Origin of the sequence: Mycobacterium sp. UNC410CL29Cvi84, from assembly GCF_000686745.1 — a bacterium.
Lineage (GTDB): Bacteria > Actinomycetota > Actinomycetes > Mycobacteriales > Mycobacteriaceae > Mycobacterium > Mycobacterium mucogenicum_B.
The window spans coordinates 1-16,089 of record NZ_KK366011.1; the positions used below are offsets into that span (position 1 = coordinate 1).

The window sequence follows — 16,089 nt, forward strand, 5'->3', positions numbered from 1 at the left end:
CGGCGTATTCAAGGGATCGATGCAACAGTTGGCGGATTCAACAGTAGTTCGTCGAGGGCTTCGGCGGGTGTTCTCCAGTTCAGGGTTGCGCGGGGTCGGCCGTTGAGTTCGGCGGCGACGTTGTCCAAGATGCCCGGGCCGTGCAGCGACAGGTCGGTGCCTTTCGGAAAATACTGGCGCAGTAAGCCGTTAGTGTTCTCGTTGGTGCCACGCTGCCACGGTGAATGCGGATCGCAGAAGTAGATTCTTAGGCCGGTGGCCTTGGCGATCGTGGCATGGTTGGCCATCTCTTTGCCCTGATCCCAGGTCAACGCGCGGCGCAGATGCTCGGGCAGTTCAGCCATTTTGGCCACAATGGCCTCCTGCACCGCGAGTGCGCCGTGATTATCGGGCAGGTGCAGCAGCATCACGAAGCGAGTGCTGCGCTCGACCAGGGTGCCGATCGCCGACCCCGAAACGGTGCTGCCAATGATCAGATCACCCTCCCAGCTCCCCGGCACCGCGCGGTCGGAGAAGGCGGCGGGACGGTCGCTGATCATGACCATGTCCCGGATACGGCCGCGCCGTTCCCCAGAAACATTCTGGGAGCGGCGAACTGCCCGCCCGGTGCGCAAACACTGGTGCAGCTCGCGGCGCAGCGAGCCCCGTCCTTGCACGTAAATGGCCTGGTAGATGGCCTCGTGTGACACCCACATCTCCGGATCGTCGGGGAAATCCTCGCGCAGCCGGCGAGCGATCTGCTGCGGGCTGTGCCGCAGCTTCAACCGAGTCTGCACCTCGTTACGGAGCCTGTCATCGAGGGCCAACCGGCCCGCCTTGGGACGCCGGGCGCTCTCGGCGCTGCGATCGTGCGCACTCAGAGCCCGGTAGTGCACAGTGGCACTGCGGCCGCCTTGGCGGGCCCCGAACGCATGTTTACGCCGATACCCCGACTTGCGCCCCTCATAGCGGTTACGCAGCTCGCAGTTGTTGTCGACCTCACGCTTGATCGTCGAGGGTGCCCGCCCCAGACGCCGCGCGATCGACCGCAACGACTCTCCGGTACGCACACCGACCTGGATCTCGATGCGTTCTTCTAACGCCAGCCGCCGCCGAGGGCCCGACGAATGAGGCTGGTAATCACAAGGTTTCACCCCACCAGCGTCACGGAACCATCGCTGCCCGCAGCCCTCTGACACACCGACGGCTAGCCCGGCATCCCCCGGACTAAACCCCTGCCGGACAAGAACCCAAAACGTCCGCATCCGTGCCCGCAACACCAGATTGGAACCCACAACACTCCTCAATCAGACGGGTGTTGCATCGATCCCTTGAATACGCCGACAATTTTCGCGATCTGGTTGCACATTCGTGGCGACGCCGCGTCGGCCCTCGCTACGAATGTGCGTACAGCTCGCGATCTTCGACGAAATCGCGATCTGTTGGCACGCTCGTGGGGAACGGCCCGACCAATCGAGTTGACGGGTCTGCGCACCCGGGTTACCTTGGCTACGTCAGCACCTCGCTAGGCGAGGCTCCTGGACGAACAGAAGCCACTGATCCGACGACGTCGAGAGACGCCCAGGGTCAGGACAGGTCTCCCCGGATTAAGGGGTTACCCAAAGTGGCTATCCACCCCGGTGGATTACGTCGTCCAGTGCCGAAGCTCTGACGAGAGGGGTGCGGCAGCGCCTGGTTTTAACAGCCTTTTAATGGGTATCCGGTCGCTGCCATCTCCCTTTTGTGTTGTCATGGGATAGCTGCCCCGACGTGGGCCCGACGGCGAGGAGGTGAGGTACGACGTGAGATCTGGCGATGGCGACAGTTCCAGTTTGGGACGAAAACACCACGTAGACATCAGTATCCGAGTACTTCCGTCAACCCGCCGACCGGCGGGTTCTGCCTGACCGACAGGCCGCGGGAGTCCGATCCCGACAGGAGTTCTGTCATGACCGTATTTCGCAACCGCACCGTTCGTCGTATCGCTCGGCTGCTGCACACCCGCACGCACCTGACCCCGCAGGAACGGTACAACCTGCAGTTGTCGCACACGCCGCTCGCGGTGATCTCGGCGTCTCTCGGGGCGCACCCCAACTTCTGATCCGTTCGGCCGCACGGTCCGCCCACCGATTCCGGTGGGCGGACCCCTGCTGTGCTGCCATTTTCCCGGGAGGAATCTCGACATGGCCCTGTTCGCTCGTACCCCGCGCCCCACCGGTGAAACGTCAGTGCGGCAACGTGATTCACCACGCACCGCGGTGCTCGACACCGCGCACGTCGGCGACATCGTCGGCGCCCTCGGCACCATCCGCACCGACGAGACCACCACCGGCCGCAGCCGCTGGCAGCGCTTGAAGATGCTGCTGGTGGTGATGGGGCCCGGCCTCATCGTCATGGTCGGGGACAACGACGCCGGCGGCGTCGCGACCTACGCGCAGGCCGGCCAGAACTATGGCATGGCGCTCATGTGGACCATGGCGCTGCTGATTCCGGTGCTGTACGTCAACCAGGAGATGGTGGTCCGGCTCGGCGCCGTCGCCGGAGTGGGGCACGCCCGCCTGATTTTCGCGCGGTTCGGCAAGTTCTGGGGCGCCTTCAGCGTCGGCGACCTGTTCATCGTCAACGCGTTGACCATCGTCACCGAATTCGTCGGGGTGTCCATGGCGTTGAACTACTTCGGGCTGCCCAAGACGATCTCGGTGCCGCTGGCGGCAGTGCTGCTGTTCGCCGTGGTGGCCGGTGGTTCGTTCCGCCGTTGGGAGCGTTTCATTTTCGCGCTGATCGCGATCAACATCGTGATCTTCCCGCTGGCGTTCATCGTGCACCCGTACGCGACCGAGACGGCGAAGGGATTGATCCCGTCGTTCCCGGGCGGCCTCAACTCGACGCTCCTGCTGCTGATCGTGGCGATCTTCGGCACCACCGTCGCGCCGTGGCAGTTGTTCTTCCAGCAGTCCAACATCGTCGACAAGCGGTTGACCCCCAAGTGGATTCGTTACGAGCGGATCGATCTGTGGATCGGCATCGTCGTCGTGATGGTGGGTGCGGTCGCGATCATGGCCGCTGCCGCGTTCGGGCTCGGTGGCAGCGCCGCGGCCGGCAATTTCACCGACGCCGGTGACGTGGCGACTCAGCTGGGTCAACACGTGTCGCCCACCGCGGGTGCGCTGTTCGCCATCCTGCTGCTGGACGCCTCGCTCATCGGCGCCAACGCCGTCGGCCTCGCCACCACCTACGCCCTCGGCGACACCATGGGCAAGCGGCACTCGCTGCACTGGAAAGTCAGCGAGGCACCGGCCTTCTATCTCGGCTACGCGGCACTGCTCGCGGTGGCGGCCGCGGTGTCGTTCAGCCCGGATCACGTGCTGGGACTCCTGACCCAGGGTGTGCAGGCGCTGGCCGGGGTGCTGCTGCCGTCGGCGACGGTGTTCCTGGTGCTGCTGTGCAACGACAAGGCGGTGCTGGGCCCGTGGGTCAACACCATGCGGCAGAACATCATGGCCGGCGTGATCGTGTGGGCCCTGGTGCTGCTGTCGCTGGCCCTGACGGCCGCGACGTTCTTCCCGAATCTGACTGCCGCACAACTCGAGTGGGGCTTCGGGGTCGGAGTCGGCGTCGGCGTGCTCGGCGGCGGCGCCATCGCCGGTGCGACGCTGCGGTCACGGCACCGGCAGCGGAAGCAGGCCGCTGTCGATGTGGCCGCCGAGCTGGGCGGTCTGGACCCGGAGCAGGTGGAGGATCTGGACGACCAACCCGACGACCGCGCCGTCCGGAAGGCGCTGCGGAAGCAGGAACGGGACAGCTTCCGCACGCCCGCGCTGGACACCCTGGACCGGCCAGCCTGGTCGCCGCTGCGCGTGGCGGGCATGGTCGCACTGCGCGGCTACCTGTTGGTGGCGGTGGTGCTGGTCGGGGTGAAGGTCGCCGAGGCGATCAGCGGCTGACGGTGGTGGGCGTGGTACCGGTGGTGCCGCGCCCACCTGCGGCTCACAGTGAATCGCGTGCGGGACAGTGCGAGGTGTCGCCGTCCTGGCAGGTACACAGGTCCGTGTGCCGGCGCTCCGAACCGCTGCCAGCAACATCGTCTGCCGCGCCGCGTGCCGCCGTGACGATCGAGGCCGTCCCTGCCGCAGCGGTCAGCAGCAACTCGACTTGATTTGCGGACTGCAGCAGAACGACCAATTGATGCACTGTAAGCAGCCGATTTACCACGCTGACCGTCCGATGCATTGCATTGCTGTGCGTATCCCGATTCGTCCTCGCCGACTGTCGCACAGTACCGACGCGTGCGTCAATACCGCAAACGCTCAGGGGCGCGCGTCCGTGGGCAGGCGATATCACGCGGGCGGCGGCACCAATTGTGTTGCGTGGTTCCTCAATACGGGAGTCGGCCGCCGTGGTGGGTGCTTCGCGCGGCGTCGAAAGCATGGGCCGCCAGGGTGTCCTCGGATGCCGGTTTCGCAACCTGCGGCACGACGTGCGACGTAGGCTGAGTAATCCGGCTCCCGAGTCGGTGTGGCGACGGCGAAAGGTGTTGGCACAGTGAAGGTGACAGTGATCGGGGCCAGTGGCCTCATCGGGACGCTCCTTGTCGATCTCCTGACGCGCGAGGGTGAGGACGTGGTCGCCGCGTCCCGGCGCTCGGGTGTCGATGTGCTCAGCGGGGCGGGCCTCGCGAAAGCCTTGACGGGCGCCGAGGCCCTCGTCGACGTCACCAACTCGCCGTCGTTCGCGGACGACGAGGTGATGGATTTCTTCGTCCGGTCGACCACCAATCTGGTGGCCGCGGCACGGGCGGCCGGGGTCGGCCACTATGTCGCACTGTCGATCGTGGGCGTCGACGAACTACCGGACAGTGGCTACATGCGGGCCAAGGTTGCGCAAGAGCGGATCATCGAGGCGTCGGGGGTGCCCTACACGATCGTGCGGGCCACGCAGTTCCGCGAGTTCGCGCAAGCGATCGTCGAGTCGATGGTTGTCGAGGCCGCCACGGATGAGGGCGACGAGCATGATGTGCGGGTGCCAGACGCGCTGATCCAGCCGATCGCGGCCGACGAAGTGGCGGCCTTCCTCGCTGAGGTCGCGATCGAGCCACCGCGTAACCACGTGGTCAACATCGGTGGGCCCGAGAAGATCCCGTTCTCCCGGCTGGCTCGCGAGGTACTGGCCATCCATCACGACGATCAGCGGGTGGTGGTCGATCCGCGGGCGAAATACTTCGGCACGACGCTGAAGAAGGACAGCCTGGTCACCGGCGACGGGGCGATGATCGCCTCGATCCCCTTCTGACCGGCCTCACGCCAGCAGCGGCGCCAATTGGGTTGCGCAGTCCTGCAACACCGGAATCTGCTTCCGCAGGAGCTGCTCCTGCTCGCCCCGTCCCGACATGGCCACCGCGGCCACCAACGTCGCGGCGGCGGACCGGACCGGCACCGCGACACACGCCGAATCGGCCCGCAGCTCCCCGGTCTGGACGGCATACCCGCGCTCCCGGACCTCGGCGAGCTGTTCGGCCAGAGCGGATTTCGAGGTGATGGTGCGGTCGGTGAGCGCCGCCGGGGTGAGGGCGAGCAGCGTCTCGGCATCGCGCTTCTCGGCGAGCAGCAGCTTGCCGACGGCGCTGGCGTGCAGGTGCCGGTTGAGCACCGATTCGTCTGCGGGCGGCGGGTATTCACCGTCGGCGTCGGCGAGACGCACCGAGGTGTTGGTGAAGTAGAACAGGTGCACCCCGAAGCGCACCGACAGCCGCAGTTCGGCCAGCGTCTCGCGGGCCTTGGTACATACGGTGGGGGAGACCGCGGCGTCGATCAGCAGGCCCATCCGCGGGCCCAGTGCGAACCCTGACAGGTCCGGCAGGCGCACGATGTAGCCGTCGGCGACAAGGAGATTCAGCAGCCGATAGGTGGTGGCCGACGGCATGGACAGGTGCTCGGCGATGTCTTTCGCGGTGACCCCCGTGCCGGCCAGCGCCACGGCCTCGAGCACCTGAAGGGCGCTCTGCACGGCTTTGGGCTGGCGACCGGACAGTGCGCCGTCGGCGGGGCTCATCGGCGCACCTCCCACGGGTTGTAGTCGGCGAACACGTCACCGGCGACGGTTTCGTCGAACACCCCGACCCGCTCGGCCAGGTCGGGGATATGCCGGCGGCGGACCAGGAACGCCGCCAGACCCAGTGCCAGCAGCGCGGAGTAGACCGCGGTGGCGATCCACACCGGCGACGCCACCGAGAGCGCGGCCCAGACGATGATGGCGATCATGGTGGCGGCGGTCGCCAGCCCCACGATCAGCGGCACGGCGGTGAGCTCGCCGATCCGGCGCAGAAATGCCGGAGTGGCCAGGCACACCAGTAGATACGCCACGATGTAGCCGTGGGCCGACACCGCCAACAGTCCGACGAGGACGTCGCGGCTGGACTCCGCGGCGAACAGGTAGGCGACCGGTACCGCGACGATCACCGGCATCGCGACGCTGAGGGCGACGTGCGGCGTGCGATAGCGCGGGTGGGCGTGGCCCAGGGCGTCGGGCAGCAGGCCCTCGCGTCCCATCGCGAACAGCGTCCGGGACAGCGCGGTGGTGGAGCCGATGACGCACGCGATCCAGGACGCGGTGATGCCGACTTCCATGGCGACGGACAGCGCGCCGGCCAAGGTGTCGGCCGAGTCCGGGAGGGACAGCACGATGGGCGTCGACCCGGTTCGGGTCTGGATCGTGCCGGTGGTCTGCAGGACGGCGGCGAAGGTGTAGAGCGCCCCCAGCGCCAGCGGCGTCCAGCGGATGGCGCGGGTGACGGTGACGAACGGGCGCTGCGCCTCGCGGGCCACGGTGCTGGCGCTCTCGAAGCCCACGTATGAGGTGATGGCGAGCAGCAGGGCGAATCCCAGCGCTGAATGTGGCGCTTCCGCAACGGTTTTCGGTGACGCAGCACTACCGGTCACCGCTCCGCCGAAGGCGATCATCAACACCACCCCGGCCACGACGATCGCGAACAGCTCGACGGCCAGTGAAATGCGCGCCGACAGCCTGATGCCGCGCACCATGAGGATCAGCGCCGCGGCGCCGACCAATACGGTCAGGCCGGCGATGACGGGTTTGCCTGCCGGTACCCCGACGCGGCCCAGTAGCGTCGCCAGGTAGCTGGCCGCGCCGAGCGCGCTCGCCATCGCGGCTGCGGCGTAGCCGACGACGAGCGACCAGCCCGCCGCGATACCGGGAACCGGGCCGAGGCCTTTGACGGTATAGCTGTACAGCCCGCTCACCGCGACCATGCGGGTGGAGAACTGCGTGATGCAGTAGCCGACCGCGGTCATCATGAGCGCGGTCAGGATGAACACCGCGATCGTGGTGTGGCCGGCCGCCGGCAGGACCAGCGCGGGCAGGGTGACCATCACCGCCGACGGCGCCACCGCCGACACCGACTGCCCGAGAACCTGGGTGAACGTCAGCTGCGCACGCTGAAGCCCGGCGACCGGCGAGCGGCTCCGGATGGTTCGGGTGGGGCCCATTTGTCGGAAGGTAGCCGATCGCCGCCGACCTCGGCGGCGTTGTCGGGTAAACATCGAAAAACTTCAAATGAGAATCGGGGCGGCGCACCGTCCCGAAAGACCCCGTGACCGCATCTCATGGTCGACGCGAACTGCGATTATCGGCCGGCTCGAATGAGAATTCCGGAGCCATTTCAAATGAGAATCAGAATTCGCGAAATACCCATTCGGAATTAGTGGTGACGCGCACCACATCGGGGCGTAAACATGATTCCCATGACAGTCACGCTCAGTACGAATCTGGACCCGCGGACCGCCGATTTCATTTCCCGTCCGCAGCAGATGTACGTCGACGGACAGTGGGTCGAATCGGTGTCCGGCCGGCGGTTCGACACCGTCGACCCGGCCACCGAGCAGGTCATCACGACGGTCCCGCACAGCGGCCCCGAAGACGTCGAGCGGGCGGTGCGGGCAGCGCGCCGGGCGTTCGAGGACGGCCCGTGGCCGGCGCTGACGCCCGCCGAGCGGCAGCGGATGATCTGGCGCATCGCCGAGGGCATCACGGCCCGGGCCGATCAGTTCGCCGAACTCGAGAGCATCGACAACGGCAAGTCCGTCGCGGTCGCGAAGGCCGTCGACGTCACCTGGGCCGCGGAGATCTTCTACTACTACGCGGGCTGGGCGACCAAGATCGAGGGCCGCACCGTCCCGGTGTCGGTGCCGTGGGCGCCGGGCGCCAAGTTCCACGCCTTCACGCTGCGTGAGCCCGTCGGTGTCTGCGCCCAGATCACCCCATGGAACTTCCCGCTGGTCATGGCCGCGTTCAAAGTCGCACCGGCCCTGGCCTGCGGGAACACCGTCATCCTCAAGCCCGCCGAGCAGACCCCGCTGACCGCGGTGCTGCTCGCCGAGGTCATCGCCGAAGCCGGCGTCCCGGCCGGGGTGTTCAACCTGCTGACCGGCTTCGGTGACGTCGGCGCGGCACTCTCGGCGCACGACGGCGTCGACAAGGTCGCCTTCACCGGGTCCACCGAGGTGGGCAAGAAGATCGTCAACGCCGCCTCCGGCAACCTCAAGAAGGTCTCGCTGGAACTGGGTGGCAAGAGCCCGCAGGTGGTCTTCGCCGACGCCGATCTCGAGGCCGCGATTCCGGGCGTGGCCAGCGGATTTCTCTTCAACCACGGTCAGACGTGTACGGCCGGCACCCGGCTGCTGGTCGAGGACGCCATCTTCGACGAGTTCACCCAGGGCGTCGCCGAGCACGCCGCCGGCCTGCGGATCGGGCCCGGGCTGGACCCCACCAACGACATCGGCCCGCTGGTCTCGCGTGAGCAGCTCACCAAGGTCACCGGCTATCTCGACGACGGCATCGCGCAGGGCGCGCGGGCCCTGGCCGGTGGCGGTCGGCACGGTGACAGCGGCTTCTACGTGCAGCCCACGCTGCTGGTCGACGTGCACCGCGACTTCAACGTCTACCAGGAGGAGATCTTCGGGCCGGTCGCCGTGGCCGTGCCCTTCAACCGGGATCGTGGCGTTCGCGAAGCCGCCAACGACACGCCCTACGGGCTGGCCGCCAGCGTGTGGACGCGCGACGTCTCGACCGCGCACCGGGTGGCGCAGCAGATCAAGGCCGGCACGGTGTGGGTCAACTGCCACAACGCGTTCGACACCGCGCTGCCGTTCGGCGGATACAAACAATCGGGCTGGGGCCGCGAACTCGGCGAGGGCGCCATCGCCGAATACACCCAGACGAAAGCCATCAACATCGCGCTGTGAATTTCGGCGTCAAATGAGAATTCGCCCATTCGGCAATTCTCATTTGAACTCACTCAAGCCTTACCGCACCGCAACCAATTTACATTCAATTCCAGCGAAGGTGCTGTCATGACAACTGACGCAGTTCTCGATGCCGGTCGAAGCACCGGTGCTCAGCCCAACCGGCTGACGGGCCGCCTCGGCCCGGTGGCGATCGTGTTCATGGTCGTCGCGGCCGCCGCGCCGCTGACCGTCGTCGCCGGCACCTTCCCGATCGGCATCTCCGCCGGCAACGGGGCGGCCTACCCGGGGTCGTACGTGATCTGTACCGCGGTGCTGCTGCTGTTCGCGGTCGGCTTCACCGCCATGGCCCGGCACATCACGGGTGCCGGCGCGTTCTACACCTACATCGCCCACGGCTTCGGCCGGCATGCCGGGCTCGGCGCCGCGTTCCTGGCGCTGCTGTCGTACACCGCCGTCCAGGTCGGGGTGTACGGCTACATCGGTGCGTCCATCAACGAGCTCGTCACCGCCCATGGCGGACCCGCCGTGCCGTGGTACCTCTACGCGCTGTTGATGATGGCGGTCACCGGGTTCCTGGGTTACCGGCACATCGAGCTGTCGGGCAAGGTGCTCGGTGTCCTGCTGGTGTGCGAGGTCGGCATCGTGCTGGTGATCAACGCCGCCGTCATCGGACATGGCGGCGCGCAGGGGCTTTCGACGGCGGTGCTGCACTCGGGCAACTTCTTCTCCGGGGCGCCGGGCATCGCCCTGATCTTCGCGCTGGCCGGCTACATCGGTTTCGAGGCGACGGCGGTGTTCCGCGACGAGGCCCGCGACCCGGTGCGGACCATCCCGCGGGCGACGTACGCCGCGCTGCTGCTGATCGGTGGTTTCTACGCGCTGAGCAGCTGGGCGCTCGTCAGCGCGTGGGGTGACGCCGGTGCGGTCGACGAGGCGACGAAGAACCCCGCGACCATGCTCACCGAGACCGCGACCCACTACGTCGGTGCGGTGGCCGGCGACCTGGTCCAGATCTTCTTGATCACAAGCCTTTTCGCGGCACTGCTGTCCTTCCACAATGTGCTGGCCCGCTACATCTTCTCGCTCGGCAACAGCCGGGCGCTGCCCGAGCGCTGCGGCCGCTCGCACCCGCGGCACGACTCCCCGCACATCGCCTCGTTCGCGCAGACCCTCTCGGCGCTGGTGCTGGTCGCGGCGTCGGTCCTGGCCGGGCTGGACCCGGTGACCCAGGTGTTCACCTGGTTCGTCGGCGCCGCCTCGGTGGGCATCGTGGTGCTGATGACGCTGACATCCGCGGCCGTCGTCGTCTACTTCCGCCGTACCCGGCTGGACACCCGGCCGTGGCACACCGTCGTCGCACCGAGCCTCGGATTCGCCGGTCTGGCAGTCCTTTCGGTGATGACGGCGATCAACCTGCCGCTCCTGGTCGGCGGCTCCGGAACCTTGGCCGCGATCATCGGCGTCCTGCTGGTCGGTGCCTTCGCCGGCGGCATCGTGGTCGCGCTGTTGCGGCCGCACGCCGGAACTCAACACAACGAAAACCCTGATATCGCAAAGGAGATCGCACGATGACTGCCACCATTGAACCTCAGGTGACCACAGTTCCGGACCACCCGCTCACGCCGCTGAGCGCCGACGAAATCCGCGCGGCACGCCGCATCGTCGACGCGCACGGCCTGCTCGGCGACAGCGTCCGCTTCGTGTTCGTCGCACTGGAGGAGCCGCACAAGAGCGAGGTGCTGGCCTTCCGTCCCGGCGACGCCATGGACCGGCGCGCCCGGGTGCTGCTGCTGGACCGGGCCACGGGCCAGGGTTCCGATCTGGTGGTGTCGGTGACCGAGGGCCGCGTCGTCAGTGAGGTGGCGATCGACAGCACCCGCGACGGCCACGTGCCGATCCTGGACCAGGAGTTCGAGGACATCGAGGCGTTCCTGCTCGACTGTCCCGAATGGATCGAGGCCATGACGAAGCGCAAGCTGAATCCGACTGACGTGCGGGCGGTTCCGCTGTCGGCCGGCGTCTTCGGTCACGAGGAGGAGGTCGGCCGGCGCATCGTCCGTGTGCTGGCGTTCTACCAGTACGACGCGGCCGACCTGCCCTGGGCGCACCCGATCGACGGCGTCGTCGCCTACGTCGACCTCACGGGCCGCAAGGTGGTCAAGGTGATCGACGAGATCGAGCTGCCGCTGCCCACCGAACGCGGCGAGTGGGATGCCGCGCCACATGCCGTCCCGGCCCGCACCGACCTCAAGCCCATCGAGATCACCCAGCCCGAGGGCGCGAGCTTCACGGTCGACGGCAACCAGATCACCTGGGCCGATTGGTCTTTCCGCTTCGGCTTCGACGTCCGTGAGGGCCTGACGCTGCACCAGCTGTCGATCGACGGGCGGCCGGTGGTGTACCGCGCGTCCATCGCCGAGATGGTGGTGCCCTATGCCGATCCGTCGCCGGTCCGCTACTGGCAGAACTACTTCGACCAGGGTGAGTACCTGTTCGGCCGCTACACCAACGCCCTCGAACTGGGCTGCGACTGCCTCGGTGAGATCAAGTACTTCGACGTCACCATCGCCGATGAGAACGGCGAGCCCAAGTTGATGAAGAACGCGATCTGCCTGCACGAGGAGGACTACGGCGTGCTGTGGAAGCACACCGACATGTTCAACGGCATGGCCGAGGTCCGGCGGTCGCGGCGGCTGGTCATCTCGTTCTTCTTGACCATCGGCAACTACGACTACGGCTTCTACTGGTACCTGTACCTCGACGGCACCATCGAGTTGGAGGCCAAGGCCACCGGCATCGTGTTCGCGTCGGCTTACCGTGGGCCGGAAGGCTTTTCGACCGAGATGGCACCGGGCCTGGGCGCGCCGTTCCACCAGCACATGTTCTCCGCTCGTCTGGACATGGCGGTCGACGGACTGACCAACACCGTCGAAGAAGTGGACGCAGTCGGTGTCCCGATGGGCCCGGAGAACCCGTGGGGCAACGCATTCCGCCCGCAGAAGACCAAGCTGACGCACGAGCTCGAAGCCATGCGGACCGCCGACAACCTGAAGGCCCGGGTCTGGCACATCACCAACCCCACCAAGCAGAACCGGCTGGGCCAGAACGTCGGCTACGCGCTGCACCCGGAGGGCCAGCCCACTCTGCTGGCCGACCCGTCGAGCTCCATCGCCAAGCGCGCCGCCTTCGCGACCAAGCACCTGTGGGTGACGAAATACGATCCGGCAGAGCGGTATCCGGCCGGCCAGTTCGTCAACCAGCATCCCGGTGATGCCGGCCTGCCGTCGTACGTCGCGCAGGACCGCAACATCGAAGGGGAGGACATCGTGGTCTGGCACACCTTCGGGCTGACGCACTTCCCTCGGCCCGAGGACTGGCCCGTGATGCCGGTGGATTACGCCGGATTCAAGCTCAAGCCGGTCAGCTTCTTCGATCGCAACCCGGCGCTGAATGTGCCGCCCTCGCCGAAGAAGTCGCACTGCTGCAACGGCTGAGCGGGAAATGAGCTGCCGGGCCTGGTCACCCCCGAAGACCAGGCCCGGCTTTCCGTTGTCGGGGGCTGTTCAGCGGTTGGACAGCCCGGAAAGCCGCCACGCCAACTGATTTCGCACGGCGGGAACGCGGCCCGCCAATCCGATCGCCAGGTTGCGGATCGGACGGACCGGCGCCGGCAAGGTGGCCAGCCGCGTCAGCCGGTCGGTCAGGGTCACCACTTGCTGCGCCAGGGGACGCCGGGTCGCGCTGTATTCGTCGAGAACACCGTCGCGCCCCGTCGCCAAAGCCGTTGCCAGCGCCTGACTCAACGCGAGGGCGTCCTGGATGCCCAGGTTCATGCCCTGTCCGCCGGCGGGGCTGTGGACGTGGGCGGCGTCGCCGGCGAGCAGGACCCGCCCGGCACGGTAGCTGTCGGCGACCCGGTGGTGAACCCGGAACCGGGAGCCCCACTCGACGCCGGTCACCGTCACCCGGCCGGGCCCGAAGGCGCGCGTGTCGAGCAGGTTCTGGACGAAGGCGACGGACGGTTCCTCGGGCGCCGAGTCGACGGGTGCCACGATCCGGTAGGTGCCGCCGGGCAGCGGCGCGACGACCGTCAGCCCGGTGGACGCCCAGAACAGGATCACCTCGTCGTCGGTGACGTCGCCGCTCAGGCGGACGTCGGCCAGGGCGAACGACTGCCCGTACTGCCCGCCGCTGAACCCGATTCCGGCCTGTTCCCGCACGACGCTGTGCATGCCGTCGGCGCCGACGAGGTACCGCGCTCGGATGACGTCGCCGTCCTCGAATTGCGCCGTGACGCCGAGGGCATCCTGCCTGACGCCGGTCAGGGTCTTCGGCCGGATGACCTTGCCGCCGAGCTCGGCCAGGCGGTCGAGCAGCACCTGCTCGGTGGTGCACTGCGGCACCATCAGGCTGTAGGGGTAGCGGGTCGGCAGCGTGCTGAAGTCGACCGGGATCAGGGTCTTGTGGCCATCGCGGATGGTGAACCGCGGCGCCGGAATGCCCAGCTCAACCAGGAGTTCGGACACACTCAGTTCTTCGAGCACCTCCAGCGTGCGGGCGTTCACCACCGCTGCGCGCGAGGTGTTGGCGCCCGCGGCCAGGCGGTCGACCACCAGGGCGTCGACACCCCGGGCCTGCAGCGCCGCGGCGAGGGCCAGTCCGGTGGGGCCGGCTCCGACGATCAGCACATCGGTGTCAGTCATCTGCGTCTCCTTCCGCGTATGCCAACAGTTGTTGGCATAGCCATGGTTACGCGTTTCGGCGCTGAAGTCAACAGGTGTTGGCATACAGTTGTTGGCATGCGCAGATCGTCAGAAGAGACCAAGGCCGTGATCCTGGCCGCCGCCCGGGAGCGGTTCGCCACGACCGGCTATCAGGCGGCGACCATCAGGGCCATCGCCGCCGACGCGCACATCGACCCGTCGATGGTGATGCGCTACTTCGGCAACAAGGACCAATTGTTCGCCGCAGCAGCCGAATTCGACCTGCGCTTCCCCGACCTGTCAGGCGTCCCGAAGACCGAACTCGGCGCGGCGCTGGTCACGCATTTCCTCGATCGCTGGACGCAGGACGAGGGGCTGATCGTGCTGCTGCGCTCGTCGACCACGAATGCCGATGCGGCGCAGCGCATGCAGAGCATCTTCGCCGACCAGCTGCGGCCCGCCATCGCGCGGCTCGAGCCCACCGATCCCGCGCGGTGCGCCGGACTGATCGCCACGCAGGTGCTCGGCATGGCGATGTGCCGGTTCGTGCTGAAGCTGCCGCCCATCGTCGCGATGAGCGACGGCGACCTCGTCCACTGGCTCGCGCCGACGCTGCAGCGCTATCTCGACGAGGCGTGATCAGCTGTCGGGGACGCCGATCCGCCGATAGCGCTGCAGCCGCACCCCGAGCCGCTGTGCCGCGGGCACGGTGTGCAGCGCGTGCAGTTCGGCGGCGATGGCGGCAGACATCCGCTCGGTGAACCCGGGCGGGTCGTCGGCGGCGTCGACTTCCTCGGGCACGATGACGTCGACGATGCCGGCCTTGAGGAGATCCGCAGACCGAACCCCTTGCGCGGCAGCAAGTTCCGGCGCGTGGTCGACGTCACGGTAGACGATGGCGCTGGCGCCTTCCGGTGGCAGCGGAGCCAGCCAGCCGTTCTGGGCCGCCAGTACCCGGTCGGCCGGCACCATCGCCAGCGCGGGCCCGCCGCTGCCCTGACCCAGCAGCACCGACACCGTCGGCGTATCGAGCGTGACGAGTTCGGCGAGGCACAACGCGATCTCCCCGGCGAGCCCGTCCTCCTCGGCCTGCTGCGACAGCGCGGGCCCGGCGGTATCGATCACCAGCACCAGCGGCAGCTGCAAACCCGCCGCCAGCGCCATGCCGCGGCGGGCCTCCCGCAGCGCGCGCGGCCCGACGAGGCCGCCGATCACCCGGCGCTGACCGACCACCACGGCGGGTTGCCCGCCGAACCGCGCCAGCGCCAGCAGCGTCGTCCCCGATTCGCCGCGGCCGGTCCCGGACAGCAGCACCCGGTCCGTCGACCCGTGCGCCAGCAGGTAGTCCACGCCCGGCCGGTCCGCGCGCCGCGACGCCTCCACCGACTCCCACGCCGGCACCTCAGCGATTTGTGCACGATTTTCCGCGCCCACCGCGGATTTTCGTGCACAAATCCCTGGGGCGGGCGGGTCGGAGACCACCGTCAGCACGCGATCGACGACGCCGCGCAGCTTGTCCAGCGGCACCACGCTGTCGATCACGCCATGGGCGAACAGGTGCTCGGCGGTCTGCACCCCCTCGGGGAACGGCTCGCCGTACAGGTGCTCGTACACCCGCGGCCCGAGGAACCCGATCAGCGCGCCGGGTTCGGCGGCCGTGAGGTGCCCGAGCGATCCCCACGACGCGAACACCCCGCCGGTCGTCGGGTGCCGCAAGTACACAAGGTATGGCAGGTGCGCCTTCTTGTGCAGCTCGACGGCCGCGGCGATCTTCACCATCTGCAGGAACGCGACGGTGCCCTCCTGCATGCGCGTCCCGCCGGACGACGGCGAGGCAATCAGCGGCAATCCGAGCGCCGTCGCGCGCTGTACGGAAGCGGTGATCCGCTCGGCCGCGGCCACCCCGATGGAGCCGGCGAGGAAGTCGAATTCGCAGGCCACCACCGCCACGCGCCGGCCGGAGACGGTGCCCTCGCCGGTCAGGACGGACTCATCGAGCCCCGTGCGCAGCGTCGCGTCGGCCAGTTCGGCGCGGTAATCGTCGGTGACGGCCACCTCCAGGGGCGGTCCGTCCCAGCTGCGGAACGATCCGTCGTCGAGGATGGCGTCGAAGAACTGACGGGCTCCGGTCCGACTCACCCGGGTCA

At 67.8% G+C, this 16,089-nt stretch carries 12 protein-coding genes and 1 riboswitch; of the genes, 7 read left to right on the forward strand and 5 right to left on the reverse strand.

Going from position 1 to position 16,089, the window contains the following annotated elements:
• Positions 1-8: 8 nt before the first annotated feature.
• Positions 9-1,244 carry an IS30 family transposase gene (locus BR47_RS0126955; RefSeq protein ID WP_051634881.1) on the reverse strand — a complete coding sequence of 412 codons (1,236 nt, stop codon included), beginning with the start codon at positions 1,242-1,244 and terminating at the stop codon, positions 9-11.
• Between the two features lie 249 nt (positions 1,245-1,493).
• Positions 1,494-1,666, forward strand: a riboswitch (M-box (ykoK) riboswitch).
• A gap of 261 nt (positions 1,667-1,927) precedes the next feature.
• On the opposite strand from BR47_RS0126955, the gene BR47_RS33620 reads away from it, so the two are divergent.
• The 3 genes from BR47_RS33620 (at position 1,928) to BR47_RS0126975 (ending at position 5,268) form a co-directional block, all read left to right on the forward strand.
• Complete coding sequence (locus BR47_RS33620; RefSeq protein ID WP_020098922.1) at positions 1,928-2,080, forward strand: hypothetical protein; 153 nt, start codon at positions 1,928-1,930, stop codon at positions 2,078-2,080.
• Between the two features lie 82 nt (positions 2,081-2,162).
• A complete protein-coding gene (locus BR47_RS0126965) occupies positions 2,163-3,923 on the forward strand; it encodes an NRAMP family divalent metal transporter (protein ID WP_231506793.1) in 1,761 nt (586 codons plus the stop codon).
• A 598-nt stretch (positions 3,924-4,521) separates the two neighbouring features.
• The gene (locus tag BR47_RS0126975; RefSeq protein WP_020098925.1) at positions 4,522-5,268 is read left to right on the forward strand and encodes an SDR family oxidoreductase; all 747 of its coding nucleotides are present in this window, start codon (positions 4,522-4,524) and stop codon (positions 5,266-5,268) included.
• A gap of 6 nt (positions 5,269-5,274) precedes the next feature.
• Here the strand turns inward: BR47_RS0126975 and BR47_RS0126980 are convergent, their stop codons facing one another.
• Positions 5,275-6,027: an IclR family transcriptional regulator gene (locus BR47_RS0126980; protein WP_020098926.1), complete on the reverse strand. Its 753-nt coding sequence runs from the start codon at positions 6,025-6,027 to the stop codon at positions 5,275-5,277.
• Positions 6,024-7,481 (reverse strand): APC family permease, encoded by a 1,458-nt coding sequence (locus BR47_RS0126985; protein ID WP_029121385.1) that lies wholly within the window; start codon positions 7,479-7,481, stop codon positions 6,024-6,026. Before BR47_RS0126985 ends, BR47_RS0126980 begins: the two co-directional genes overlap by 4 nt.
• 255 nt (positions 7,482-7,736) lie before the next feature.
• On the opposite strand from BR47_RS0126985, the gene BR47_RS0126990 reads away from it, so the two are divergent.
• The 3 genes from BR47_RS0126990 to BR47_RS0127000 all read left to right on the forward strand — a co-directional run bounded on the left by BR47_RS0126990 (position 7,737) and on the right by BR47_RS0127000 (position 12,733).
• The gene (locus BR47_RS0126990) at positions 7,737-9,236 is read left to right on the forward strand and encodes an aldehyde dehydrogenase family protein (protein ID WP_029121386.1); all 1,500 of its coding nucleotides are present in this window, start codon (positions 7,737-7,739) and stop codon (positions 9,234-9,236) included.
• 108 nt (positions 9,237-9,344) lie between these two features.
• The gene (locus BR47_RS0126995) at positions 9,345-10,811 is read left to right on the forward strand and encodes an APC family permease (RefSeq protein WP_029121387.1); all 1,467 of its coding nucleotides are present in this window, start codon (positions 9,345-9,347) and stop codon (positions 10,809-10,811) included.
• Positions 10,808-12,733 carry a primary-amine oxidase gene (locus tag BR47_RS0127000; RefSeq protein ID WP_051635040.1) on the forward strand — a complete coding sequence of 642 codons (1,926 nt, stop codon included), beginning with the start codon at positions 10,808-10,810 and terminating at the stop codon, positions 12,731-12,733. Before BR47_RS0126995 ends, BR47_RS0127000 begins: the two co-directional genes overlap by 4 nt.
• 69 nt (positions 12,734-12,802) lie before the next feature.
• Here the strand turns inward: BR47_RS0127000 and BR47_RS0127005 are convergent, their stop codons facing one another.
• A complete protein-coding gene (locus tag BR47_RS0127005) occupies positions 12,803-13,942 on the reverse strand; it encodes an FAD-dependent monooxygenase (protein ID WP_029121389.1) in 1,140 nt (379 codons plus the stop codon).
• A 96-nt stretch (positions 13,943-14,038) separates the two neighbouring features.
• On the opposite strand from BR47_RS0127005, the gene BR47_RS0127010 reads away from it, so the two are divergent.
• Entirely contained in the window at positions 14,039-14,581 is a 543-nt protein-coding gene (locus BR47_RS0127010; protein WP_020098932.1) for a TetR/AcrR family transcriptional regulator, read from the forward strand.
• Here the strand turns inward: BR47_RS0127010 and BR47_RS0127015 are convergent, their stop codons facing one another.
• Complete coding sequence (locus BR47_RS0127015) at positions 14,582-16,081, reverse strand: carboxyl transferase domain-containing protein (protein ID WP_029121390.1); 1,500 nt, start codon at positions 16,079-16,081, stop codon at positions 14,582-14,584.
• Between the last annotated feature and the right edge of the window lie 8 nt (positions 16,082-16,089).